Source organism: Microvirga lupini, assembly GCF_014191055.1.
Taxonomy (GTDB): domain Bacteria; phylum Pseudomonadota; class Alphaproteobacteria; order Rhizobiales; family Beijerinckiaceae; genus Microvirga; species Microvirga lupini_A.
In genome coordinates this window covers 1-24,037 of sequence record NZ_JACHWB010000003.1, presented here as the reverse complement: position 1 = coordinate 24,037, position 24,037 = coordinate 1, and the positions used below count along the sequence as shown (strand labels likewise).

18 protein-coding genes are annotated in these 24,037 nt (G+C 63.3%); 12 read left to right on the top strand and 6 right to left on the bottom strand.

The annotated features are described in order from the left end of the window. Positions 1 to 41 precede the first annotated feature (41 nt). Both glmU and glmS read left to right on the top strand, forming a co-directional pair. Positions 42 to 1,415 carry a bifunctional UDP-N-acetylglucosamine diphosphorylase/glucosamine-1-phosphate N-acetyltransferase GlmU gene (glmU, locus tag FHR70_RS11555; protein ID WP_183450311.1) on the top strand — a complete coding sequence of 458 codons (1,374 nt, stop codon included), beginning with the start codon at positions 42 to 44 and terminating at the stop codon, positions 1,413 to 1,415. 111 nt (positions 1,416 to 1,526) lie between these two features. Then, positions 1,527 to 3,353: a glutamine--fructose-6-phosphate transaminase (isomerizing) gene (gene glmS, locus FHR70_RS11550; RefSeq protein WP_183450309.1), complete on the top strand. Its 1,827-nt coding sequence runs from the start codon at positions 1,527 to 1,529 to the stop codon at positions 3,351 to 3,353. A gap of 108 nt (positions 3,354 to 3,461) precedes the next feature. Here glmS and recG read toward each other — a convergent pair whose 3' ends face one another. Beyond that, a complete protein-coding gene (recG, locus tag FHR70_RS11545) occupies positions 3,462 to 5,579 on the bottom strand; it encodes an ATP-dependent DNA helicase RecG (RefSeq protein ID WP_183450307.1) in 2,118 nt (705 codons plus the stop codon). 88 nt (positions 5,580 to 5,667) lie between these two features. On the opposite strand from recG, the gene FHR70_RS11540 reads away from it, so the two are divergent. The 3 genes from FHR70_RS11540 (at position 5,668) to FHR70_RS11530 (ending at position 10,444) form a co-directional block, all read left to right on the top strand. Beyond that, on the top strand, positions 5,668 to 5,964 hold the full coding sequence (locus tag FHR70_RS11540; protein WP_183450305.1) for an FAD assembly factor SdhE: 297 nt from the start codon (positions 5,668 to 5,670) through the stop codon (positions 5,962 to 5,964). Positions 5,965 to 6,047: 83 nt separating this feature from the next. Further along, the gene (mfd, locus tag FHR70_RS11535) at positions 6,048 to 9,569 is read left to right on the top strand and encodes a transcription-repair coupling factor (protein ID WP_183450303.1); all 3,522 of its coding nucleotides are present in this window, start codon (positions 6,048 to 6,050) and stop codon (positions 9,567 to 9,569) included. Next, positions 9,569 to 10,444 carry a serine hydrolase domain-containing protein gene (locus tag FHR70_RS11530; RefSeq protein WP_183450300.1) on the top strand — a complete coding sequence of 292 codons (876 nt, stop codon included), beginning with the start codon at positions 9,569 to 9,571 and terminating at the stop codon, positions 10,442 to 10,444. Before mfd ends, FHR70_RS11530 begins: the two co-directional genes overlap by 1 nt. Here the strand turns inward: FHR70_RS11530 and FHR70_RS11525 are convergent. Both FHR70_RS11525 and FHR70_RS11520 read right to left on the bottom strand, forming a co-directional pair. Continuing rightward, a complete protein-coding gene (locus FHR70_RS11525) occupies positions 10,441 to 10,785 on the bottom strand; it encodes a hypothetical protein (RefSeq protein WP_183450298.1) in 345 nt (114 codons plus the stop codon). The two genes, FHR70_RS11530 and FHR70_RS11525, sit on opposite strands and share 4 nt — an antisense overlap. Before the next feature lie 127 nt (positions 10,786 to 10,912). Further along, positions 10,913 to 12,721: an extracellular solute-binding protein gene (locus tag FHR70_RS11520; RefSeq protein ID WP_183450296.1), complete on the bottom strand. Its 1,809-nt coding sequence runs from the start codon at positions 12,719 to 12,721 to the stop codon at positions 10,913 to 10,915. A gap of 213 nt (positions 12,722 to 12,934) precedes the next feature. On the opposite strand from FHR70_RS11520, the gene FHR70_RS11515 reads away from it, so the two are divergent. Beyond that, the gene (locus tag FHR70_RS11515; protein WP_183450294.1) at positions 12,935 to 13,747 is read left to right on the top strand and encodes an invasion associated locus B family protein; all 813 of its coding nucleotides are present in this window, start codon (positions 12,935 to 12,937) and stop codon (positions 13,745 to 13,747) included. Positions 13,748 to 13,816: 69 nt separating this feature from the next. Here the strand turns inward: FHR70_RS11515 and hspQ are convergent, their stop codons facing one another. Then, complete coding sequence (hspQ, locus tag FHR70_RS11510) at positions 13,817 to 14,146, bottom strand: heat shock protein HspQ (RefSeq protein ID WP_183450292.1); 330 nt, start codon at positions 14,144 to 14,146, stop codon at positions 13,817 to 13,819. A 207-nt stretch (positions 14,147 to 14,353) separates the two neighbouring features. Here hspQ and FHR70_RS11505 point away from each other — a divergent pair, with 207 nt between their 5' ends. Continuing rightward, complete coding sequence (locus tag FHR70_RS11505; protein WP_183450289.1) at positions 14,354 to 15,325, top strand: AEC family transporter; 972 nt, start codon at positions 14,354 to 14,356, stop codon at positions 15,323 to 15,325. On the opposite strand, the gene FHR70_RS11500 is transcribed toward FHR70_RS11505, so the two are convergent. After that, a complete protein-coding gene (locus FHR70_RS11500) occupies positions 15,322 to 16,548 on the bottom strand; it encodes a UbiH/UbiF family hydroxylase (RefSeq protein ID WP_183451605.1) in 1,227 nt (408 codons plus the stop codon). The two genes, FHR70_RS11505 and FHR70_RS11500, sit on opposite strands and share 4 nt — an antisense overlap. A 184-nt stretch (positions 16,549 to 16,732) precedes the next feature. Between FHR70_RS11500 and FHR70_RS11495 the strand changes: the two genes are divergently transcribed. From FHR70_RS11495 to pncA, 5 genes are all read left to right on the top strand, one after another. After that, entirely contained in the window at positions 16,733 to 18,280 is a 1,548-nt protein-coding gene (locus FHR70_RS11495) for an ATP-binding cassette domain-containing protein (protein ID WP_183450287.1), read from the top strand. Further along, positions 18,270 to 19,346: an ABC transporter permease gene (locus FHR70_RS11490; protein ID WP_183450286.1), complete on the top strand. Its 1,077-nt coding sequence runs from the start codon at positions 18,270 to 18,272 to the stop codon at positions 19,344 to 19,346. The genes FHR70_RS11495 and FHR70_RS11490 overlap by 11 nt, the downstream gene beginning before the upstream one ends. Continuing rightward, positions 19,343 to 20,260 (top strand): ABC transporter permease subunit, encoded by a 918-nt coding sequence (locus FHR70_RS11485; protein WP_183450284.1) that lies wholly within the window; start codon positions 19,343 to 19,345, stop codon positions 20,258 to 20,260. The genes FHR70_RS11490 and FHR70_RS11485 overlap by 4 nt, the downstream gene beginning before the upstream one ends. Positions 20,261 to 20,363: 103 nt before the next feature. Further along, positions 20,364 to 21,446 (top strand): BMP family ABC transporter substrate-binding protein, encoded by a 1,083-nt coding sequence (locus FHR70_RS11480; protein ID WP_183450282.1) that lies wholly within the window; start codon positions 20,364 to 20,366, stop codon positions 21,444 to 21,446. 107 nt (positions 21,447 to 21,553) lie between these two features. Continuing rightward, a complete protein-coding gene (gene pncA / locus FHR70_RS11475; protein WP_183450280.1) occupies positions 21,554 to 22,186 on the top strand; it encodes a bifunctional nicotinamidase/pyrazinamidase in 633 nt (210 codons plus the stop codon). 12 nt (positions 22,187 to 22,198) lie between these two features. On the opposite strand, the gene rimO is transcribed toward pncA, so the two are convergent. Further along, the gene (rimO, locus tag FHR70_RS11470; RefSeq protein WP_183450278.1) at positions 22,199 to 23,515 is read right to left on the bottom strand and encodes a 30S ribosomal protein S12 methylthiotransferase RimO; all 1,317 of its coding nucleotides are present in this window, start codon (positions 23,513 to 23,515) and stop codon (positions 22,199 to 22,201) included. Positions 23,516 to 24,037 lie beyond the last annotated feature (522 nt).

Genomic DNA, 24,037 nt, shown 5'->3' with positions numbered 1-24,037 from the left:
TGATTTAGCTGCACGGCAGTGCCTCACCGGATTGAAACTGTATGACCTCGTCACCCACCTCCCAACCCTCGTCTCGGAACTGCCTGGCTATCGTGCTCGCAGCAGGCGAGGGCACCCGGATGAAGTCCGCGAAGCCCAAGGTTCTGCATCAGGTCGCCAACCGCTCCATGCTGGGGCACGTTCTGGCGACCCTTGCCCAGGCGGGTGCCACAAGGATCGCTGTCGTCATCGGACCTGACCGGGAGGATGTGGCCAAGGAGGTTCAGAAGATCTCAGGGGAAGCCAGGATCTTCGTTCAGACGGACCGGCTCGGGACTGCCCATGCGGTCTTGAGTGCCCGTGAGTCGCTGGCGCAGCCCGTCGACGATGTGATCATCGCCTTCGGCGATACGCCGCTTATCCTGCCCGAGACCTTCACCAAGCTTAGGGCACCTCTCGCAGAGGGTGCGGGTGTGGTCGCCATGGGCTTCGAGGCGAAGGATCCGACCGGCTATGGTCGCTTCATCACATCCGGCAACCAGCTCATGGCCATCCGCGAGCACAGGGATGCCACCGAAGCCGAACGAGCCATTGCCCTGTGCAATGGCGGGCTCATGGCGATCCGAGGCGATCTGGCACTCCCCCTTCTCGACCGGGTGGAGAACAAAAACGCGAAGGGCGAGTACTATCTTACCGACATCGTCGAAATTGCCCGAAGCCTCGGCCATAGGACGGCCATCGCGGTCGTGCCGGAGGAGGAGGTGCATGGGGTCAACGATCGGGCTCAGCTCGCGGCCGCCGAGCGCATGATCCAAGATCGCCTGCGCGGCGCTGCTATGGCGGCCGGTGTCACGTTGGTCGCTCCGGAGACGGTCTTTTTCAGCCACGATACTCGGCTGGAGCAGGATGTCGTGGTCGCGCCGCACGTGGTCTTCGGTCCGGGCGTCGTGGTGGAGCATGGAGCCGTCATCCACAGCTTCAGCCATCTGGAAGGAGCGCGGATCGCTTCCGGCGCAGGCGTCGGCCCCTTTGCTCGCCTGCGTCCCGGCGCGGTGATCGGCCCCAAGGCCAAGGTCGGCAACTTCGTCGAGATCAAGAACGCTGACCTCGGAGCAGGCGCCAAGGTCAGCCACCTGACTTATCTCGGTGATGCGAGCGTGGGCGCTGAGGCGAATATCGGGGCAGGCACCATCACCTGCAATTACGATGGCTTCGGCAAGTACCGGACCGAGATCGGCGAGGGGGCTTTCATCGGCTCCAACTCGTCTCTCGTCGCTCCTGTTACCATTGGAAAAGGAGCCTTCGTGGGTTCCGGCTCCGTCATTACAGACAGCATTCCGGACGATTCCCTCGGTCTTGGCCGCGGGCGTCAGACGACCAAGGAAGGCTGGGCCATCTCGTTTAGGGAAAAAGCCCAGGCGGCGAAACGGAAATAAGTGCGTCTGTCACAATAAGTTACGCAAGTTGATTCTGCCCTTGAAGCCTCACTTTGTAAGAGAGTTCTCAAGCGTAGCGTTGGTCGCGTTTTCAAAAGGAAGCTCTTCATCATGTGCGGAATTGTTGGAATCATTGGGAAAACGCCCGTGGCGCCACAGATCGTGGAGGCGCTCAAGCGGCTGGAATACCGGGGTTACGATTCCGCCGGCGTGGCAACCTTGGAGGAGGGGCGGCTGGACCGCCGGCGCGCCGAGGGCAAGCTGCGCAACCTTGAGACCAAGCTCTCCCAGGCGCCGCTCACAGGCGTCATCGGAATCGGCCATACCCGTTGGGCGACCCACGGCAAACCCAATGAGACCAACGCCCACCCGCATGCCACCGACAAGCTGGCGGTGGTCCATAACGGCATCATCGAGAATTTCCGCGAGCTGAAGACCGGGCTCGAGGCCAAGGGTATTCGTTTCGAGACGGAGACCGACACCGAGGTGGTGGCCCAACTTGTCACCTATGAAATCCGCCAGGGACGCGGGCCCATTGAAGCCGTAGCCGTGACCCTGCCGCGCCTGCGTGGGGCTTTCGCGCTCGGGTTCCTCTTTTCGGGCGAGGAGGATCTTCTGATCGGGGCGCGCCATGGCGCACCTCTCGCCATCGGTTACGGTCAGGGCGAGATGTACCTCGGTTCCGATGCGTTGGCGCTGGCCCCGTTCACGGATGAAGTCGCCTATCTCGATGATGGCGACTGGGCGATCCTGAGCCACAAGGGCGCCGACATCCGTGACGAGAGCGGAAAGTCAGTCCAGCGGGTCCGCCACAAGATCCCGGCTGGGTCCTTCATGGCCGACAAGGGCAACTATCGCCACTTCATGGCCAAGGAAATCCACGAGCAGGCGGAAGTGGTGGGGCGCACGCTCGCGCACTACGTCAATTTCTCGGGCGAACGCGTTGAGCTGCCGTTCGAACTGCCCTTCGACTTCAAGGATCTGAACCGGATCTCGATCTCCGCCTGCGGCACGGCCTACTTGGCGGGCCTGATCTCGAAATACTGGTTCGAGCGCTTGGCGCGCATCCCCGTCGAGATCGATGTGGCGTCCGAATTCCGCTATCGGGAGGCTCCTCTCGAGCCTGGCGGCTTGGCTCTCTTCGTCTCGCAATCGGGGGAGACGGCCGACACCCTGGCGTCCCTTCGCTACGCCACTGCCGAGAAACAGCACACCCTCTCTGTAGTGAACGTGCCGACCTCGACCATGGCGCGCGAGAGCAACGTGGTTGCGCAGACCCTTGCGGGCGTCGAGGTGGGCGTGGCCTCGACCAAGGCTTTTACGTGCCAGCTCACCGTGCTGTTATCGCTTGCGATCGCGGCCGGCCGGGCACGGGGAACGCTGAGCGCGGAAGACGAGAAGGAACTGGTGAATGCGTTGATTGCTGTGCCGGGTCAGATGACCGAAGCGATCAAGCGGGAGCATCAGATCGAGGTTCTCTCCCGGGAACTCTCCAAAGCCAAGGATGTGCTTTATCTCGGGCGTGGCACCTCCTATCCGCTGGCGATGGAGGGCGCCCTCAAACTCAAGGAAATCTCCTATATCCACGCGGAAGGTTATGCGGCGGGCGAACTGAAGCACGGACCTATCGCGCTTATCGACGAGACGATGCCGGTCATCGTCATCGCACCTCATGACAATATCTTCGAAAAGACCGTCTCCAACATGCAGGAAGTGGCCGCCCGTGGCGGTCGTATCATCTTGATCACGGACGAGAAGGGTGCCCTGGAGGCAGGCCTCGACACCATGGCCACCATCGTGATGCCGTCTGTGCATCCCATCGTGGCGCCGATCATCAACGCGATCCCGATCCAGTTGCTTGCCTATCATACAGCCGTTTTCATGGGCAAAGACGTGGACCAGCCCCGCAACCTCGCGAAATCCGTGACGGTTGAATAGGAGCTCTCATGTCATCACCGGCCTTGTGCCGGTGATACCGATCGGAAAAGTGCAGCGCCTTACAGAATCGAGATGGCCGGGACGAGAAGAGCCTTCAACCCTTCAAGTCTACCCAGCGCGCAGCAGCCGGATCGCGGAATCGCGCTCGAACAGGTAGAGCAGCACCCTTAGGGCCTGCCCGCGCTCGCTCACGAGGTCGGGATCGCGGTCCACGATCAGGCGTGCGTCGTCGCGGGCCGCTCCGAGGAGATCGCCATCCACCTCGAGGCGGGCGATCTTGAAACCGGGCGTGCCCGATTGGCGGGTGCCCAGCACCTCACCTTCGCCGCGCAGGCGCAGGTCTTCTTCCGCAATGCGGAAGCCGTCCTCGGTCTGGCGCATCATCTCGAGCCGAGCCTGGGCGACCTGACCCAACGGACCCTTGTAGATCAGAAGACACGTGGAGGATTTTGAGCCGCGTCCGATGCGCCCGCGCAGCTGGTGCAATTGCGCGAGCCCGAAGCGTTCCGCGTGCTCGATGACCATGATGGTGGCATTCGGCACGTCGACGCCGACCTCGATCACCGTTGTGGAGACCAGGATCTTCGTCTCGCCGCCGGAGAACCGCTCCATGGCGGCATCCTTGTCCTTGCCGGCCATTTTGCCATGAACGAGGCCAACCTGATCGCCGAAGAAGCCCTTCAACATCTCGAAGCGCTCTTCGGCAGCCGCAAGGTCGATGGATTCGGATTCGCCGACGAGCGGGCAGACCCAATAGACCTGATCACCATTGGTGATGGCCCGCCCAATGCCGCCGATCACCTCGTCCAGCCGGTCGATGGAGATGAGCTTGGTTCCAATGGGCTTCCGGCCGGCGGGCTTTTCGCTGAGCACCGATACGTCCATGTCGCCGAAATAGGTGAGGGCCAGGGTGCGTGGGATCGGGGTCGCCGTCATGACGAGGATGTCGACGGCCTCACCCTTGGAGCCGAGCGCAAGCCGCTGGTGCACGCCGAAACGGTGCTGCTCGTCGACGACCGCCACGCCGAGATCGTGGAACGCGACGCCTTCCTGAAACAGGGCATGGGTGCCGACCGCAATCTGAACGCTGCCGTCGGCAAGTCCGGCGAGGATGGTCCTGCGTGCGACGCCCTTCTCGCGCCCGGTCAGGAGGGCGATGGTCAGCCCGGCCTGTTCCGCCATGGGCGCAAGCCGCTCGTAATGCTGGCGGGCGAGGATTTCCGTCGGCGCCATCATGGCGGCCTGACGTCCCGCCTCGATGGCGCTCGCCATGGTAAGCAGGCCGACCACGGTCTTCCCGGAGCCCACATCGCCCTGGAGCAGGCGCAGCATCTTCTTGTCGGACACGAGGTCGTGGCGAATGTCCTCTACGGCCTTTTGCTGCGATCTGGTGAGGCCGAAGGGCAGGGCAGCCTTCAGGCGCTCGACCAGATGCCCGTCACCAGCATTCACCCGACCCGGCAGCCGCCGCATGCGGCTTCGCACGAGCGCCAGGGCCAGTTGGGAGGCCAGCAGCTCGTCATAGGCAAGGCGCCGGCGCGGAGCGGATTTGGCGAGCGCATCCTCCGACAGTTGAGCGGCATTGTCAGGCCTGTGGAGAGCAAAAAGCGCCTGTCGGAAGTCGGGCAGGGCGTTGCGATCCAACCAAGCGGGGTCCTGCCATTCGGGCAGCTGAGGGATATTTTCGAGGGCCGTGCCGATGTACTTGCTCACCATGCGCGAGGAGAGCCCCTCGGTCAGGCCGTACACGGCCTCGACCGCAGGCAAGTTCTCGATCCCGCGGTCGTCGAGAATCCGGTCCGGATGGACCATCTGGCGCCGGCCATCCCATAGCTCGATCTTGCCGGAGATGTAACGGCGCTCGCCCACCGGCAGGATCTTTTCAAGTCGCGCCTTCTGGCCGTTGAAGAAGATCAGCGTCACATCCCCGGTCTCGTCCTCCACCAGGATCCGGTACGGCGCCCGGCGGCCGGGCGGGGGCGGGCGGTGCGCGACGACGCTCACAGAAATGGTGACAGGTTCGCCAACCGGGGCATCGGCGACGGAACCCTTCATTTCCCGCGAAATGCCGCTGCTCGGAAGGTGAAACAGAAGATCCGCGACGCGGGTAGGCTTCCCCGGTTCGCCGAGCAACCGGTCGAGCAGGGGGGCGATCTTCGGGCCGACCCCAGGCAATGTGTTGGCCGGGGCGAAGAGCGGATCGAGAATGGAAGGACGCAATGACATTCAAATGGGTAGCAACTGGAAGGGAGATGGTTATATAGCGGCCAAGCAGGCCGGAGGCGACGGCAACTTATCGGATCGGAGCATTCTCATGAGCGGAACGACACGCAGCAGCGCCGGCCTCGACGTTCGCCGCAGGCAAATCCTGTACCGCTCCTGGCACCGGGGCATGCGTGAGATGGACCTGATCATGGGCCGCTTTGCCGATGCGGAGATCGGGGAACTCTCCGAGGACGATCTTGCCGAGTTCGAGCGCCTGATCGAGGTGACCGACCGGGATTTGCTGGGCTGGATCACCGGCGAGATCGAAACGCCGCAGAACTACGATACGCCCCTGTTCCGGCGCCTGAAGGCCTTCCACACCCATACGGCGCCGATCCACACCTGACGCCAAACCGTCTCCTGCTCTTTTCCTGTCGAACCGGGCGGAAACGCCCGCGTTCCCTTTGATCTCTGACCTGATATTTCACCATGAAGCCTGCCCTGACCCGCGCCCTCGATGCCCTCAAGAAGGGCCAAAGCCTGACCTTGTCCGGTGCACCGGACGGCTTCGATGCCTTGGCCGTGGCCGATCTCGCACGCGGCCTCTCGGGTCAGGTCGAGGGACCGGCCGTTCTGGTTCATGTGGCCCGGGACGGGCAGCGGCAGCAGAACTTCGCCAACAGCCTCGGCTTCATCGCGCCGGAGATCGAGATTCTGACCTTCCCGGCCTGGGATTGCCAGCCCTACGACCGCGTGTCGCCCAATGCGGCGATCACAGCCCAGCGTATGACGACCCTGGCGCGGCTCGCCCGCTCCAAGACCTCCGAGGACAAGCCGCGCATCCTCTCGACAACCGTGAACGCCCTCGTCCAGCGCGTGCCACCCAGAGCGAGGATCGCAGCGGAGACTTTCTCGGCTGCGCCGGGCAACGTGGTCGACACGACCCAGTTGGTCAATTGGCTGGAAGCCAACGGCTTTCTCCGCACCGGCACCGTGCGCGAGACGGGCGAATACGCCGTCCGCGGTGGTATCATCGATCTCTTCCCGGCAGGTCTCCCGAACCCGGTTCGCCTCGACTTCTTCGGCGATGCGCTTGAATCGATCCGTGCCTTCGATCCGGAGAACCAGCGGACAGTCGGAACCCTGCGCGCCCTCGATCTCGTCCCCATGAGCGAGGTGCAACTGACCACCGAGAGCATCAAGCGTTTCCGGCAGGCCTATGTGGCGGCCTTCGGCGCGCCGACCCGCGACGACCGGCTCTACGAGGCAATCAGCGAGGGACGTCGCTATCCCGGTCTCGAGCACTGGATGCCGCTCTTCCACGATCATCTCGACACTCTTTTCGATTACCTGCCCGGCATTCCCGTGGTGTTCGACGCGCTGGCAGATGATGCGGCGGCCGAGAGGCTCGCACAGGTCAAGGATTACTACGATGCCCGGCGTGAGGGCATGGGCCAGAACCAGGCGGGCGTCGCACCTTATCGCCCGCTGCCCCCGGACGCGCTTTATTTCAAGCCTGAGGAGTGGTCGGAGCGCACGGCTGCCCTTCCGCTCGCTCGCCTGACGCCCTTCGCATTGCCCGAATCCTCAGGTCGGCTCGTCATCGACTGCGAGGCGCGGCAGGGCCGCAACTTCATCGCCGAACGGGCGGACGAGAACGCCAATGTGTTCGAGGCGGTCATCCGTCATATCCGCGATCTTCAGGCAGCCAAGAAGCGCGTCATGCTGGGCGCCTGGTCCGAGGGCTCGCGGGAGCGCCTGTGCCATGTGCTGCAGGATCACGACCTGCGCCAGACGAAACCGATTGGCCGGTTCTCGGAGGCGTTGGCTTATCCGCGCAATGAGATCCCGGTCGGTATCTGGCCCCTGGAATCGGGCTTCGAGACCGCGGACCTTGTGGTCATAAGCGAGCAGGATATCCTGGGCGACCGCTTAGTGCGCCAGAAGCGCAAGTCGAAGCGGCCGCAGGATTTCCTCACCGAGGTTGCAGCGCTCACGCCGGGCGATCTCGTGGTCCACGTGGATCACGGTATCGGGCGCTTCGAAGGGTTGAAGACCATCGAGGCGGCGGGCGCGCCGCACGACTGCTTGGAACTCCATTACGCCGGCGGCGACCGACTCTTCCTGCCGGTGGAGAACATCGAACTCCTGACCCGCTACGGGTCGGAGGAGACGGAGGTCCAGCTCGACAAGCTCGGCGGCGGAGCTTGGCAGGCGCGCAAGGCCCGGATGAAGCAGCGCATCCGCGAGATGGCGGGCGCATTAATGAAGATCGCCGCCGCCCGCATTCTCAAGGATGCGCCGCGCCTGACGCCTCCGGAAGGGCTCTACGACGAATTTGCTGCCCGCTTCCCCTACGACGAGACAGAAGACCAGCTCAATGCCATCGAGGCGGTCCTGGACGACATGGGCTCCGGCCGTCCCATGGACCGCCTCGTCTGCGGCGACGTGGGCTTCGGCAAGACGGAAGTTGCGCTGCGTGCCGCCTTCGTGGCTGCCATGAGCGGCAAGCAGGTGGCGGTCGTCGTCCCCACGACCCTTCTGGCCCGTCAGCACTACCGGACATTCTGCGACCGATTCCGCGGCCTGCCACTCAATGTAGCGCAGGCCTCCCGCTTCGTGCCCGCAGCCGAGATGAAGAAGACGAAGGAGGGGCTGGCCGACGGGTCGGTCGACATCGTCATCGGGACCCATGCACTTCTCGGAAAGGCCATCAAGTTCAAGGACATCGGCCTCATCATCATCGACGAGGAGCAGCATTTCGGCGTGACCCATAAGGAGCGCCTGAAGGAGCTGCGCGCCGAGGTCCATGTGCTGACCCTCTCGGCCACCCCGATCCCGCGCACGCTCCAGTTGGCACTCACGGGCGTGCGGGAGCTTTCGCTGATCACGACGCCTCCGGTAGACCGCCTGGCGGTTCGCACCTTCATCACGCCCTTCGATCCGCTGTTGATCCGTGAGGCACTGCTGCGCGAGCGCTATCGCGGAGGCCAAGCCTTCTACGTGGTGCCGCGCCTGGACGATCTCGGCGACGTGAAGGCCTTCCTCGACAAGGAGGTGCCCGAGGCTAAGGTGGCTGTCGCCCACGGCCAGATGGCGGCGGGCCAGCTCGAGGACGTCATGACGGCCTTCTACGAGGGCAAGTACGACATCCTGCTCTCCACCACCATCGTGGAATCGGGCCTCGACATCCCAACCGCCAACACGCTCATCGTCCACCGGGCCGACATGTTCGGCCTGTCGCAACTCTACCAGCTGCGCGGCCGAGTCGGACGCTCCAAGACGCGAGCCTATGCCTTGTTCACGGTGCCGGCGAACAAGTCCCTGACCGTGCAGGCCGAGCGCCGGCTCAAGGTGCTGCAAACCCTCGATACCCTGGGCGCCGGCTTCCAGCTCGCCTCGCACGACCTCGATATCCGGGGCGCCGGAAACCTGCTCGGCGAGGAGCAGTCGGGCCATATCAAGGAAGTGGGCTACGAGCTTTACCAGCAAATGCTGGAAGAGGCGGTGGCGCAGCTCAAGGCCGGTATCGAGGAGCCGGCGGAGGACCAGTGGTCGCCCACCATCGCGGTCGGCGCGCCCGTCATGATCCCGGAGAGCTATATCGCCGATCTGCAGCTGCGCCTCGGCCTCTATCGCCGCCTTTCGACCTTCGAGACCGACCAGGAAATCGATGGCTTCCGGGCGGAGATGGTCGATCGCTTCGGACCGGTCCCATCGGAGGTCGATCAGCTTCTCAAGATCATGGCCATCAAGGTGCTCTGCCGCCGGGCCAACGTGGAGAAGGTGGACGGCGGGCCGAAGGGCATCATCATCTCGTTCCGCGACAACTCCTTCGCCAATCCGAACGGGCTCATCTCCTATGTCGCCGAGCAGGCTTCGTTCGCGAAGGTGCGCCCCGACATGAAGATCGTGTTCATCCGGGACATCGAGACCCCGGACGAGCGCATCAAGGCCGCCACCACGATCCTGCGCAGCCTTGCCCGGATTGCGGAGAAGAAGGCCGCCTGATGGTCGAAGCCTGGGCCCTGGTTGAGAACGGCACCGTGGTCGACAGCCACCGCGCTGACCGCCTCGTTCCCTGGTGGAGTTTCACGAAGACCGTTCTTGCGGCTGCAGCGCTGGTGCTCGTTCGCGATGGCCTCATCGGCCTGGATGAACCGGTCGAAGACAAGCCTTATACCCTCAGGCACCTGCTTCAGCACCGCTCCGGATTGGCGAACTACGGCGGCCTTCGCGCCTACCACGAGGCTGTCGAACGTGGCGAAGATCCATGGCCGGTTCCGGAACTGCTCAACCGGCTTGATGCGGCGCGACTGCGGTATCCGGCAGGCGAGGGATGGGACTACTCCAATATCGGCTACCTGGTCGTCGGTCAGCTGATCGAGACGATCGTTGGTTCCGACCTGGATGCGACTCTGCAGCGCCTCGTGTTGGAGCCCCTTAGAATTGGAACAGCGCGGCTTGCCAGGGAACGGGCGGAGCTCGATCATGTCGCCATGGACAGCGCCGAGGGTTACCATCCGGGCTGGGTCTATCACGGGCTGCTGTTGGGGAGCGTCGCGGATGCGGCGTTTTTACTGGACCGATTGCTGGAGGGCAGCCTCCTGACGCCCGAGCTGTCGCGGGAGATGTTCACTCCATTGGTGCTTCCTGGGCCAATACCGGAGCGGCCCTGGCAGAGCCCCGGTTATGGACTTGGGACCATGATCGGCGAGACGACATCAGGTCTCGTGGTAGGAGGGCATACGGGCGGAGGGCCGGGCAGCACGATCGCGGTCTACCGGAGCCTCACAGGAGCAAAATCGCGAACAGCCGCCTTCTTCAGGACCAGCCAGGATGAGGCGAAAACGGAAGAAGGAGCCTTCCGGCTCCTAAAAGGCTAGAGATCCGGCGCGGCGGCGACGCGAACGCTGAGCTGGTTCTGGAGCATCGTGGCGGCTCCGCTCACACCACCCGTGATGATGACTGGGGTTCCGCTCTCACCTAGGTTCTTGCGCAGCCGGCGGGCGAGGTCGAGGAAGCGCTTGCGCTCGGCCCAATCGGCATGGCGGGGCATCTGCAGCACCACTGCAGCCGGGCTCGGAATCAGGGCCAGGACGTCATCAGCGGCTTCGAAGGGGGTGGTCACGCTCGCATAGCCCATGCCGGCCAGTTCGGCGGATAGAGCGCCATCGGGGGCGCGCTCGCCGCTATCGACAACGAGGACCTTCGGCATTGCGTTCATGACGATACCCTGCATTTAGACGCGACAGTGGGACAGGAGGTACTCACCTAACGTCGAAGCACGGCATTAGTTTCATGATCTACATGAATGGAAGCTCAACAATGGTCGCCTTGAGCGATCATGCGGCTCAGGGCGCCCGCCGCCACCAAGTGTCGATGTTGGTCCCCATGAGCGGAACGATCCCAGGCTTGGCAAGGTCGCTGCTGTAGGCAAGCCATTGATCCTTCAGGTAAAACAATGGAACCACGTAGAAGCCTGACAGCAGGGTGCGGTCGAGCGCCCGGACGGCGGAGACGAAGTCCTCCCGACTCTTGGCTTCGAGAAGTGCGTCAATGAGGCGGTCAATCGCTGGGGATTTTACCCCGGCGTGATTATGGGACCCACTCCTTTGCGCCGCGGCTGAGCCCCAGCGGTTGCGCTGCTCGTTTCCGGGTGAGAGCGAGGCGGGCCAGAGCCACTGGACCATTTCGAAGTCGAATCGGGCCAGACGCCGCCAATACTGCACGTCATCGACGAGCCGCACCCGCGCCTGAACGCCGATCCGGCTCAAAGATTGCGAGAAGTTCAGGGCGAGCCGCTCCTGCTGGCGCGAATTGACCAGCAATTCGAAGGTGAAGGCCTCACCGGTCGCCTTCTTACGCAGGACATCGCCATCTAGCACCCAACCGGCGTCGCCCAAAAGGGCGAGCGCCTTGCGCGCCATGTCCCGGTCTCGGCCCGAACCGTCACCCGCCGGCGGCTCCCAGCGACCTTCGAGGATGTCTTCCCGGACAGGCGCTTGAAGTTCCGCCAGCAAAATACGCTCGTGTGCATCGGCGGGGCTACCCGTGGAGGCAAGATCCGAACCGGAAAAGTAGCTGTTGGACCGAGTGAGCTGCCCGAAGAAGAGGTTGCGGTTCACCCAGTCGAAGTCGAACATATAGCTCAAGGCCTCGCGCACCCTTACATCGGTGAAGAGGGGCTTGCGGGTATTGAAGACGAAACCGTTCATACCCTTGGGCAGCCGTGTCGCTATCGTTTCGCGCAGAACGCGGCCGCTTCTGACAGCGGGGATGTCGTAGCCGGTTGCCCATTGACCCGGATCGCCCTCGATCCTGAAATCGTAAAGCCCTGCCTTAAAAGCCTCGAACAACGTGTTGGCATCACGGTAGAAATCGTAACGGATCTCGTCGAAGTTATAGAGGCCCTTGGTAATGGCCAGGTCCTCGCCCCAGTAATCCTTGCGCCGGGTCAGGACGACGCGCTCGCCGGGCCTGACCTCGGTCAGCGCATAAGGGCCAGAGCCGATCGGCGGCGTGAGACTGGTCTTGTCGAAGGTGTCTGAATTGGTCGCGTGAGCCGGAAACACCGTCATCATCCCGATCAGCAGGGGCAGTTCCCGGTCGTTCGAACCAGAAAGGTCGAACCTGATGCTGTGGGGATCCAGGATCTCGACCGCCTTCACTTGGCCGAAGCTCGACCGGTGGAAAGGCTTGCCGTGCTTCTTCAGCATCTCGAACGAGAAGCGCACATCCTCGGTCGTGAGCGGATGCCCGTCCGAGAAGCGCGCGCGGGGATCGAGGTGGAAGGTGATAAAGCTCCGATCCTCGGGCATCTCTATGGCACGGGCGAGAAGGCCATAGATCGTGAAGGGCTCATCGGCGGAGCGCATCATGAGGGGCTGGAGCACGTAGCGCGGCACCACATCCGGCGCGACACCCAGGACGATCAGGGGATTCAGGCTGTCGAAGGTCCCCTGAAGGGCCAACGTGATTCGTCCGCCCTTCGGCGCCTGCGGACTGGCATAGGGCAGGTGCTCGAAGTCGGGCGCGAGCGCTGGCTCCCCGTGCATCGCGATGCCATGCCGCAGTGGCAGCGCCTCTTGGCCGACGGCGCTGTAGGTCATTAGGACAAGAGCAGCCGAAAGGAGCAGATTTCTCATAAGCCAGCGGCCCATGGCTTTCCCGGTACGAGTTATAGCCGGAGCAATGTTGTACAGAATTTTGCCCCGGGTGACTGGAAACCTACCACATGAAAGGTTAAAGGAGCGCCATGCGTCTTGTCTTCGCCACATTGGGCAAGGATTTGACCCCATCATCACAGGTTAAGAATGCGCCGGATAAACGGCCACTTCGAAAGCCGACCTTTCGACTGAAGAGGATCTAACGTTATGTCTTTCGCGACACGCTTCGCGAGCCTGGGGGGGACCCGTGGCCTGGCAACAGCTCTGGCCGTTCTGGTGAGTGCACCCGTACTGGCTCAAACCGCTCCGGCTCAGCAGCCGGCCCGTCCTTCCGCTCCCGCCCAGCAGCCAGCCCGTCCCGCCGCTCCGGCTCCTGCCCAGCAGCCGGCGCAGGGTGCCGCTCAGGCACAGCAGAATGCCGGTCCGACCGTCGTGCAGGTGAAGGCCGAGCCGTCCCAGCCCGAGTGGACGAAGGTCTGCGGCAAGGATCAGAACACCAACACCGAGATCTGCTACACCACGCGCGACTTCGTGTCGGATCAGGGCCAGCCGGTTCTCGCTCTTGCCGTCTATGACGTGAAGGGCCAGCAGGCGCAGAAGGTCGTCCGCTTCGTGATGCCGCTCGGCCTGCTCCTGCAGCCGGGCCTGCGCTTCACTGTGGACCAGGGCCAGGCGGTCGCCGGCCGTTATGTGATGTGCCTTCCGAACGGCTGCTTTGCCGAGGCGGCCGTGAAGGACGACTTCATCGCCTCCCTCAAGAAGGGCGCCAATTTGAACGTCAGCGTCCAGAACCAGATGGGCCGCGAGATCACCTTCGCTGTTCCGGCTGCCGGTTTCGGCAAGTCCTTCGACGGTCCTCCGATCGACCCGAAGGTACTCGAGGAACAGCAGAAGAAGCTGCAGGAAGAGCTGCAGAAGAAGAGCGAAGAGATGCGTCAGCGCATGCTCCAGGGGCAGGGCGCCGCACCTGCCGCCCCGGGTGCCGCCGCTCCGGCCGCGCAGGCTGCTCCGAAGCCGTAAGCTTCGTCGATCCAAGAAACAAAAACGCCGGGCTCGTAGCCCGGCGTTTTTGTTTGATTCGCCTCAATGTCAGTGGGCGAGCATCGGCTTGGCCTTGTAGGTGCCGTTCTTCTGTCGCGTGAACATCTCTCCGATCATCGGGTTGCGCAGCGGCTCGCCGGTCTCGTCGGGCAAAAGGTTCTGCTCGGACACATAAGCAATGTACTCGGTCTCCCCGTTCTCGGCGAAGAGGTGGTAGAACGGCTGGTCCTTACTGGGTCTGACGTCTTCGGGAATGGAGAGCCACCATTCCTCGGTATTGTCGAATTCGGGGTCGACATCGAAGATCAGTCCCCGGAAGTCAAACACCCTGTGCCGGACCACCTGGCCGATTGCGAATTTGGCTAAGCGCGCCTTCATGGTCTTAACTCCTGGTCCCTCATATAAAGGTCCAGGCGGGAATCTTCAAATTTACCTCTCCTCACAATCGGGAGAGCGCGCTTTCCTCGGTCAGCCCTGCATTCCAGGACTATGGGCCTTCCCAAAGATGGGATTGCCGCAAGGTTGGAACCTTGCCAGAAGGGGCTGGCACTTCAGGCCTGTCATCCCTTCCTTTTGGAGACGCCGATGTCCGACCTGATCGGGCTCTTCAACCTGCTCGCACCATTCTTTGGCCTCATCGGGCTCGGCTTCTTCTGTGGCAAGGTCGTCAAGCAGCCGGAGGCTGGCTTGGCGTGGATGCAGTTCTTCCTCATCTATGTAGCGCTGCCCTGCCTGTTCTACCGCCTCATTGCCGACAAGCCGCTGGACGAGCTTGCAAACTGGCCCTTCATCCTGGCGACGACGTTTTCGACCTTCTGCGCCTTCGCACTCTCCTTCGCCACAGGGTGGCGGTACACGAGGGATCTCCCGCAATCGGTCATGCAGGGTGTCGCTGGGTCCTATTCCAACATCGGCTATATGGGGCCACCCCTCATTCTCGCAGCAATCGGCGCTTCCGCCAGCGCCCCGGTGGTGCTGATCTTCGTCTTCGACAACCTGTTCCTGTTCTCGGTCGTGCCGCTCCTCATGTCCCTGGCAGGGATCGAGAGGCTGAGTCTCTCGGCCACGATCCGCAAGATCGTCTGGCGAGTGGTGACCCACCCGTTCAATGTCGCGACCGCCATCGGGGTCGCGGCGAGCTACATGCATCTTCGGCTTCCGCAGGCTGCCGACCAGATCGTCACCTGGCTGTCGGGAGCCGCCGCGCCCTGCGCCCTGTTCATCCTGGGCGTCACCGTGGCCTTAAGGCCCCTGCGGCAGATGCCCGGGGAGGTGCCAGTTCTGGTCTTCATCAAGCTGATCCTCCACCCCCTTCTCGTCTGGGTGGTGCTCTCGGCCGTTAGTGACTTCGGCCCGGCCTGGACCTATGCAGCGATCATCATGGCGGCGTTGCCGCCCGCCCTGAACATCTTCGTCATCTCGACCCAGTACAACGTAGGCGTTGAGCGTGCCTCGGCCTGCGTGCTCATCGGCACGCTGGTCTCGATGCTGACGCTGACCGGCATCCTCTATATCACGACGAAGACCGGTGCCGTGCCGTACGACCTCTTCCCCTAAGCCCCCGGGGCGCCCTGCATCAGGCGTGGCGCACCCACCTGTGGCAGGACGCCTTCGCGCATGACGATCCGGCGCAAGGGACCGATGTTGCTGAGCGCCAGGAGACCTGCGCCGCGAAGGAAGTCGGTCGGGATCATGCCGGTGAGGAGGGTGCGGTTCAGCCCGTCCACGGCGGCCGTGCGCAGGCGAACGTCGAGATCGCGGCTGCGCTGGTAGCGGATCAGGGTCTCCTCCGACCCGAGATCCCAGCCCGCTTTCTGCCCATCGATTACCGCGTCCCTTAGGGAAGCCGCATCGCGGAAACCAAGATTGAGCCCCTGCGCTCCGATGGGCGGGAACACATGGGCGGCCTCGCCCACGAGGGCGACGCGCGGAGCCCAGTAGCGGTTCACCGACAGGCCGGTCATCGGCACGAGCCCGCGCGGGCCGTCGATGCGCATGGCACCAAGATGGGACTGGGCCTGCCGCTCAATGGCAAGCGCGAGGGCCGGATCGTCAAGCTGCGACAGGCGCTCCGCCTCGGCCTTGCTCGTCACCCAGACGAGGCTTGAGCGCCGGCCGGGCAGGGGCACAAGAGTGAAAGGCCCATGCCGGGTGTGAAACTCGGTCGATGTCTCCCGATGATCCCTGTTATGGGCCAGGATCACGGTCACGGCGGATTGGGGGTAGGACCAGGTCTGGGTGCCGATTCCCGCAATCTGACGCAGCTTGGAATTGCGCCCATCCGCGGCAACCACAAGGCTTGCCTTGATTGATCCGCCACCGGCCAGCGTCAGGATGGCTCCGGTCTCGCTCGCTTCGAAACCGGTCGCGAATTCCGGCACATGGGTCAGGTTCTCGCAAGCCTGCGCGGCTTCGGCCAGCTTCTCGACCAGGGTGGCGTTCTCCACGTTCCAGCCGAAGGCATCCAGGCCGATCTCACCAGCCCGAAAGGAGGCCGGCGGGGGGCGGAACAGGCTGCCCGTATCGTCGACGATCCGCATGGTCTCGAGCGGTGCTGCTTCCTTGGCGATCAAATGCCAAGCGCCTAGCGCCTCCAGAAAGCGGACCGAGCCGTTGAGCAGGGCGACGGTGCGGCCATCTCGGCGCGTATCGAGCCCGCCGACCAGAACGGTCCTGAATCCGTCGCGGGCGAAAGCCAGGGCAGCGGCCAAGCCCACGGCTCCGGCACCGACGACGGCAATGTTATAGGTGCTCTCGGTCAAGGCTTGCCTCTTCACCATGCTGTGGACGGGGCGCGGACTCACAATAAACGAAGCTTTCTCCATTGCCGACCGGTGCGCCGCATCCCTATGATCGCCTCACAAAGGAGTGACGAACCGGTACGGCGCTTGCCAGGTTCCGTACGGACGGTCATTCATGTGCAGATTCCGACCCGGCTTCAACCTTTAAGTCAGAGACGCTTGTGTGAAGGCAGACGTACCACCCTCGGGGACGCCCCTCGTCGAACTTAAAGGGATCAGTAAACGTTACGGCGATCTTCTCGCGAATGACGGGATCGATCTCTCGATCGAGCCGGGCGAGATCCACGCACTCCTGGGTGAGAACGGGGCCGGGAAGTCCACCCTGGTCAAGATCCTCTACGGGGTGATCGAGCCGAGCGCCGGCGAGATCCGCTGGGAGGGCCGCCCCGTCACCATCGGTTCGCCGGTCGAGGCGCGGGCTCTCGGCCTCGGCATGGTGTTCCAGCACTTCTCGCTCTTCGACGAACTGAGCGTGGCCGAGAACATCGCCGTGGCGCTTTCCAGCGACTGGAGTCTCTCCACCGTCCGGGAGAAGCTCGGGGAGATCAGCCGGACCTACGGACTGGCGCTCGACGCGGACCGGGCTGTCTGGACGCTTTCCGCCGGCGAGCGCCAGCGCATCGAGATCGTCCGGTGCCTGCTCCAGAATCCGCGCCTGCTCATCCTAGACGAACCCACCTCCGTGCTCACGCCGCAGGAGGCCGAGCATCTCTTCACGACCCTCGACAGGCTTTCGTCCGAGGGTTGTGCGATCCTGTACATCTCCCACAAGCTGGAGGAGGTGCGCCGCCTCTGCCGCCGCGCCACCATCCTGCGGGCAGGGCGGGTCGTGGCGACCATCGATCCACGGGCGAGCAGCGCTCGCGAAATCGCGGCCTTGATGGTCGGCAACGCCGTGGGCGAGGTCCGCACCGATGCACCGCATCACCCCCAAGGCGAGACGCTCAAGGTGTCGAACCTGTCCATGCCGCCGGCCGGCCTGCATGGGCAGGCCCTGCGCGACATCAACCTCGTGGCGCGGGCCGGCGAGGTTGTCGGCATCGCCGGGGTCGCCGGCAACGGCCAGAGCGAGCTCTTTGCAGCGCTATCGGGCGAACGCCTGGCGGATCGCCCTGAAGCGCTCGCCATCAACGGCAAGCCTTCGGGCACCATGGGCATTGATGCACGCAGACGTCTTGGCGCCGCCTTCGTGCCGGAGGAGCGGCTGGGTCATGCAGCAGCCCCAAGCCACCGCCTGAGCGAGAACACCCTGATCTCCCACGCGGCCACCGAGGTGAGCCGTTCCGGCTTCATCCTGATGAACGCAGCCAAGCGTGTTGCCCGCTCGATCATCCAGAGCTTTGACGTGCGCGCACCCGAAGGAGACCCACAGGCACGCAAGCTCTCGGGCGGAAACCTCCAGAAGTTCGTCATCGGCCGCGAGATCATCCGCAAACCCAAGCTCCTCATCGTCGATCAGCCGACCTGGGGCGTCGATGCAGGCGCGGCCCGCCTCATTCGCCAGGCTTTGGTCGATCTGGCACGGGAGGGTAGCGCCGTGGTGATCGTCAGCCAGGATCTCGACGAATTGTTCGAGGTTGCGGACCGGATGGCCGTGATCCACCAGGGTATTTTAAGCCCGCTGAAACCCATCGGCGAATGGACCAAGGAAGCCGTAGGGCTTGAAATGCTCGGCGTTGCTCAAGCCCAAGGAGGCGTTCATGCGGTTTGAGCTGACGCCTCGCACCAATGCGTCCACAATGATGCGCGTCTTCGCCTCGGTCGCGGCCTTCATCACGGCCTTCCTGATCGCGGGTTTCGTCATCTGGCTCATGGGTCGATCGCCCATCGCGGCCTTCGACGTCTATGTTCTCCAGCCCTTGAGCGATCCCTGGTCGCTGCAGGAGTTGATCGTCAAAGCCACTCCGATGGCGCTGATCGCCATCGGACTCTCCTATTGCTTTCGCGCCAATCTCTGGAATATCGGCGCAGAGGGGCAGTATGTGATCGGGGCGGTTCTTGGCAGCTGGATTGCGCTGAAAACTCATGGCATGGATGCCGGCTTCTGGGTTCTGCCGCTCATGCTGCTGCTCGGCATCATCGGCGGGGCCCTCTGGGGGCTGATTCCGGCCTTCCTGAAAACCCGCTTCGGCGTGAACGAGATTCTGACCAGCCTCATGCTGGTCTATGTGGCGCAGCTGACGCTCGACTATCTGGTGCGGGGCCCCTGGCGCGATCCGAAGGGCTTCAACTTCCCGCAATCCGTGACCTTCGATCCCGCCGCGACCCTGCCGCCGATCCTGGAGGCCGGTCGCGTCCATTACGGCGCCGTGTTCGCTGCCATTGCTGTCCTGGTCACGGCCGTCATCCTTGGCCGAACCCTGTTCGGTTACCGTCTCAAGCTCACCGGAGACGCTCCCAGGGCGGCCCGCTTTGCCGGTTTCAGCTCCAAGGCCACGACGCTGGCCGTCTTCGCGATCTCCGGAGGACTGGCCGGATTGGCCGGCATCTCGGAGGTCTCGGGGCAGATCGGCCAGCTGCAACCCTCGATCTCACCGGGCTACGGCTTCACGGCCATTACGGTCGCGTTCCTCGGACGTCTCAATCCCATCGGAATCCTGGTCGCTTCGCTTGTCGTGGCACTCACCTTCATCGGCGGCGAGAGCGCGCAGATCATGCTGAAGCTGCCGCTCGATCTCACTCAGGCGTTCCAGGGCATTCTGCTCATGTGCGTGCTCGCGGCCGACGCCATGGTCAGCTACCGGATTCGGTTGGCAGCACGGGGAGGGGGCCAGTGACCACTTTCGAAGCCATTCTCCTCACCATCGTCACCGCCTCGACACCTCTGCTGATCGCGGCCCTGGGTGAACTCGTGACCGAGCGCTCGGGCGTTCTCAACCTTGGCGTCGAGGGAATGATGGCCATGGGAGCCGCCTGCAGCTTCGCCGCTGCCGTCACGTTCGACTCCACCCTCCTCGGCGTGGCTGCCGGCATGATGGCCGGAGCCCTGATGGCGGCTTTGTTCGCGCTGCTCGTGCTCGGCTTTGCCGCGAACCAGACCGGCTCGGGCCTTGCGCTCACCATCCTGGGGCTTGGCCTCTCCGGCCTGATCGGGGCGCCTTTTGTGGGCGCGAGGCGCGACCCGATAGCTCCCGTCGACATACCGGGCCTGAGCGACATTCCCGTCGTCGGCCGCCTGTTCTTTGAGCAGGACCTTTTCGTCTATGCCTCGCTCGCGCTGACGATCCTGGTCGCAATCTACCTTGTCAAAACCCGCTCGGGGCTCACCCTTCGCTCCATTGGCGAGAACCACACCTCTGCGAACGCCCTGGGCCTTCCAGTGCGGCAGGTGCGCTTCTGGGCCATTCTGTTCGGGGGCGCCTGCGCAGGCTTGGCCGGCGCTTATCTTGCCCTCGTATACACCCGGTTCTGGTCGCCCGGCATGACGGCCGGGCGTGGCTGGATCGCCCTGGCACTCGTGGTCTTCGCCGCCTGGCGACCGGCCTGGGTGCTGGTCGGGGCCTATATCTTCGGTGCCGCCACGGTGCTGCAACTGCACGCTCAGGCGGCTCAGTTCGGGGTGCCGTCGCAGGTGTTGTCGGCGGTGCCTTATCTGGCCACGATCATCGCCTTGCTTCTGCTGTCCATTCGGCATGGCCGGGCGATTGGTGCCCCCGGATCCTTAGGCGTGCCCTTCGTGCCCGACCGGTGAGCAAAGTGGTGTTAATCTGACCAAAGTGTAGGCAGGGGAATTCTTGCCAGAACGCTTCAGACCTGCGACGGAATATTGGAAATCCAACCTCGAGGGAACGAGCATGTTTTCAGGGAAAGTCTTCGGAGCCTTGGCGGGAGCAACGGTCCTGGCTCTGTCGGCCAGCGGCGCGGTCGCCCAGCCGAAAGAGAAGGTCAAGGTCGGCTTCATCTATGTGGGCCCGGTGGGCGACCACGGCTGGAGCTACCAGCACGACCAAGGCCGTCAGGCCATCGAGAAGGCCTTTCCGGGCAAGGTGACGACCACCTTCGTGGAAAGCGTGCCGGAAGCCGATTCCGAGCGCGCCATCGAGCAGCTCGCCCGCACCGGCCACGATCTGATCTTCACCACCTCCTTCGGCTTCATGGAGCCGACCCTGAAGGTCGCGAAGAAGTACCCGAACATCAAGTTTGAGCACGCCACAGGCTTCAAGCGCGCTCCGAACCTCTCGACCTATGCGGCGAAATTCCACGAGGGCCGCTACATCATCGGCCAGATCGCCGGCAAGATGACCAAGTCGAACACCATCGGGTATGTGGGCGCCTTCCCGATTCCGGAAGTGATCGCCGGCATCAATGCCTTCTACCTTGGCGCACAATCGGTTAACCCGAACGTCAAGATCAAGATCGTGTTCGCCAACACCTGGTATGATCCGGCCAAGGAAGGCGATGCCGCCAAGGCGCTCCTCGATCAGGGTGTCGACATGCTGGCCCAGCACACGGACAGCCCGGCTCCGATCCAGGCCGCCGAGCAGCGCGGCAAGTTCGGCTTCGGCCAAGCCTCCGACATGGAGCGCTTTGCCCCGAAGGCCCAGCTCACCGCAATCGTCGACAACTGGTCCGACTATTACGTCGCCCGCACCAAGGCCGTTCTCGACGGCACCTGGAAGTCGGAGGACACCTGGGGCGGCATCAACGCCCACATGGTCGTCATGTCGCCCTACAAGAACATGCCCGACGACGTGAAGAAGCTGGCGCAGGATACCGAAGCCGCCATCAAGTCCGGCCAGCTCAACCCCTTCAAGTGCCCGATCGTCGGCCAGGACGGCAAGGAGATCGAGTGCAAGGGCCAGGGTGCTCTCTCGGACGAGCAGGTGCTCGGCATGAACTTCTACGTGAAGGGCATCGAGGACAAGATTCCGCAATAAGCCTACGTGAGTTTCGACCAAAAGGGCAGCCGGGAGACCGGCTGCCCTTTTCGTTTGGATCGCTATACTCGTTGAGTCAGGATCAACGATCGGAAGGATCGGATACCTTGAAGCCGGGCGAGCAAGACATTCTCATCGTGGTCGATGTTCAGTACGACTTCTTGCCAGGCGGTGCACTCGCCGTGCCCGATGGCGGCGGCGTCATTGCGCCGGTCAACCGCCTCGCCAGAGCTTTCCGCCATGTGGTGCTGACGCAGGATTGGCACCCAAAGGGACATGCCTCCTTCGCCTCGAGCCATCCTGGCAAGCAGCCCTTCGAAATGATCGATTTGCACTATGGATCCCAGGCGCTCTGGCCGGACCATTGCGTGCAGGGCACGCCCGGTGCCGAGATCTCGCGTGACCTCGACATCCCACATGTACAGCTCGTCATCCGCAAAGGCTACAATGCTGAAATCGACAGTTATTCCGGCTTCAAGGAGGCGGACCGGCGGACTTCCACAGGCCTGGAAGGCTACCTGAAGGAGCGTGGATTCCAGCGCGTCTTCTGCGCAGGACTGGCTCTGGATTTCTGCGTGGCCTGGACGGCGCTGGATGCAGCCGCTGCGGGGTTCGAAACTTATGTGATCGAGGATGCCTCGAGGGCCATCGACACGAATGGCTCGCTTGCCAAGGCTCGAAACGACATGAACGCTGCCGGCATTAGGGTCATCGGCAGCGCTCACATCGAAGCGAAATAAGGGGAGGGTGGTTCAGGCCACCGTCCCGTGAAGGTCGTACTCATCTGAACTTTCGATCTTCACATTGACGATCTCGCCAGGCTTGAGCGCCGTCTTTGAGGCCACATAGACGACACCGTCGATCTCAGGCGCGTCGTACTGGGTGCGGCCGGTCGCGACCGTCGCGCCCTGTTCGTCGATGATGACCGGCAGGGTCCTGCCGACCTTGCTCTTGAGGATCCTGGCGCTGACCTTCTGCTGGGTCTGCATGAAGCGATGCCAGCGCTCCTCCTTCACCTCGTCCGGAACCGCGCCTTCGATGTCGTTGGCTGGCGCGCCCTGGACGGGCTCGTACTGGAAGCAGCCGGCGCGGTCGATTTTCGCCTCCTTCAACCACTGCATCAGGACGTCCATATCCTCCTCGGTCTCCCCGGGGAAGCCGACGATGAAGGTCGAGCGGATGGCCAGATCCGGGCAGATCTCGCGCCATTTGTGAATGCGCTCCAGGGTCCTCTCCTGGTTGCCAGGGCGGCGCATGGATTTCAGGACCTGCGGGGAGGCGTGCTGGAAGGGGACGTCGAGATAAGGAAGGATCTTACCCTCAGCCATCAGCGGGATGACCTCATCCACATGCGGATAGGGGTAGACGTAGTGCATGCGCACCCACATGCCGAGTTCGCCCAGCTCCTTGGCGAGCTCGAAGAACCGGGTGCGGACCTCCCGGTCCTTCCACATGCTGGGCTGGTATTTGATATCGAGACCATAGGCGCTGGTATCCTGCGAGATCACCAGGAGCTCCTTGACGCCGGCCTTGGCGAGCTTCTCCGCTTCGCGCAGCACGTCGGCGATGGGCCGGCTGACGAGGTCACCGCGCAGCTTCGGGATGATGCAGAAGGAGCAGCGGTTGTTGCAGCCCTCGGAAATCTTCAGGTAGGCGTAATGGCGCGGCGTCAGCTTCACGCCCTGGGGCGGCACCAAGTCGACGAAGGGGTCATGGGCCGGCGGCACGGCCTGATGCACGGCCGAGACCACGGACTCATAGGCCTGCGGGCCTGTGATGGCGAGAACATTCGGAAACTGGTCGCGAATCTGCTCGGGCTCGGCCCCCATGCAGCCGGTCACGATGACCTTACCGTTCTCGGCCATAGCTTCGCCGATGGCCTCCAGGGACTCGGCCTTGGCGCTGTCGAGGAAGCCGCAGGTGTTGACGATGACAACATCTGCCCCGTCATGCTCCTTGGTCAGCTGGTACCCTTGCGCGCGGAGCTGGGTGATGATGCGCTCAGAGTCGACCAGGGCCTTGGGGCAGCCGAGGGAAACGAACGAGACTTTGGGCGCGGGAGCATTCATCCGCCTAATCCACTTAATTTAAACGAAACTGACATTTGTGAAGCGCCTGCTGGAAGCCGCAACACTGCAACCTCATAGCGAGGGCCTGTTTTACCGGAGGCAGGAAGACCTTGCAGATTAGGCTTTATCGCGCATCGACCCGCAAAAAATCCCTCAACCGACCTCGTCCTCCGTACAGGCGTTCCGCAGGTCCGGGAACGCGCTCCTGAAGACAGGCCTGTGCCTTTACAACACTGAGTCGGCCTTTACAACATTCGGAATTGACGCAAGAGGGACAGGGTTCAGGAGCAGGGCTTAGAGCGCCGGGTGCCTGCAAGGAGGCGTCACCGCCCCCCTGAGATGGTTCCAGCATTCCTATGGCCGGCGCAACCCGTCGATATGACTGGTTCCGCGATCTCCCGCAGATGCTTAGCCGTGATACTCTTTGTACCACGCGACGAAGCGCCGAATGCCCTCGTCCAGGGGTGTGGCGGGGGCAAAGCCCACGTCGCGGCGCAGGTCCGTGACGTCGGCGCGGGTCTC

Coding starts and splice junctions, on each gene's coding strand:
- recG (WP_183450307.1), bottom strand. CDS start 5,579: ATGTCATTGCGTCCTTCCATTCTCGATCCGCTCTTCGCCCCGGCCAAC.
- mfd (WP_183450303.1), top strand. CDS start 6,048: ATGAAGCCTGCCCTGACCCGCGCCCTCGATGCCCTCAAGAAGGGCCAA.
- FHR70_RS11520 (WP_183450296.1), bottom strand. CDS start 12,721: ATGGGCCGCTGGCTTATGAGAAATCTGCTCCTTTCGGCTGCTCTTGTC.
- hspQ (WP_183450292.1), bottom strand. CDS start 14,146: ATGAAGGCGCGCTTAGCCAAATTCGCAATCGGCCAGGTGGTCCGGCAC.
- FHR70_RS11480 (WP_183450282.1), top strand. CDS start 20,364: ATGTTTTCAGGGAAAGTCTTCGGAGCCTTGGCGGGAGCAACGGTCCTG.
- FHR70_RS11525 (WP_183450298.1), bottom strand. CDS start 10,785: ATGAACGCAATGCCGAAGGTCCTCGTTGTCGATAGCGGCGAGCGCGCC.
- glmS (WP_183450309.1), top strand. CDS start 1,527: ATGTGCGGAATTGTTGGAATCATTGGGAAAACGCCCGTGGCGCCACAG.
- FHR70_RS11515 (WP_183450294.1), top strand. CDS start 12,935: ATGTCTTTCGCGACACGCTTCGCGAGCCTGGGGGGGACCCGTGGCCTG.
- FHR70_RS11540 (WP_183450305.1), top strand. CDS start 5,668: ATGAGCGGAACGACACGCAGCAGCGCCGGCCTCGACGTTCGCCGCAGG.
- FHR70_RS11505 (WP_183450289.1), top strand. CDS start 14,354: ATGTCCGACCTGATCGGGCTCTTCAACCTGCTCGCACCATTCTTTGGC.
- FHR70_RS11500 (WP_183451605.1), bottom strand. CDS start 16,548: ATGGTGAAGAGGCAAGCCTTGACCGAGAGCACCTATAACATTGCCGTC.
- FHR70_RS11530 (WP_183450300.1), top strand. CDS start 9,569: ATGGTCGAAGCCTGGGCCCTGGTTGAGAACGGCACCGTGGTCGACAGC.
- FHR70_RS11490 (WP_183450286.1), top strand. CDS start 18,270: ATGCGGTTTGAGCTGACGCCTCGCACCAATGCGTCCACAATGATGCGC.
- rimO (WP_183450278.1), bottom strand. CDS start 23,515: ATGAATGCTCCCGCGCCCAAAGTCTCGTTCGTTTCCCTCGGCTGCCCC.
- glmU (WP_183450311.1), top strand. CDS start 42: ATGACCTCGTCACCCACCTCCCAACCCTCGTCTCGGAACTGCCTGGCT.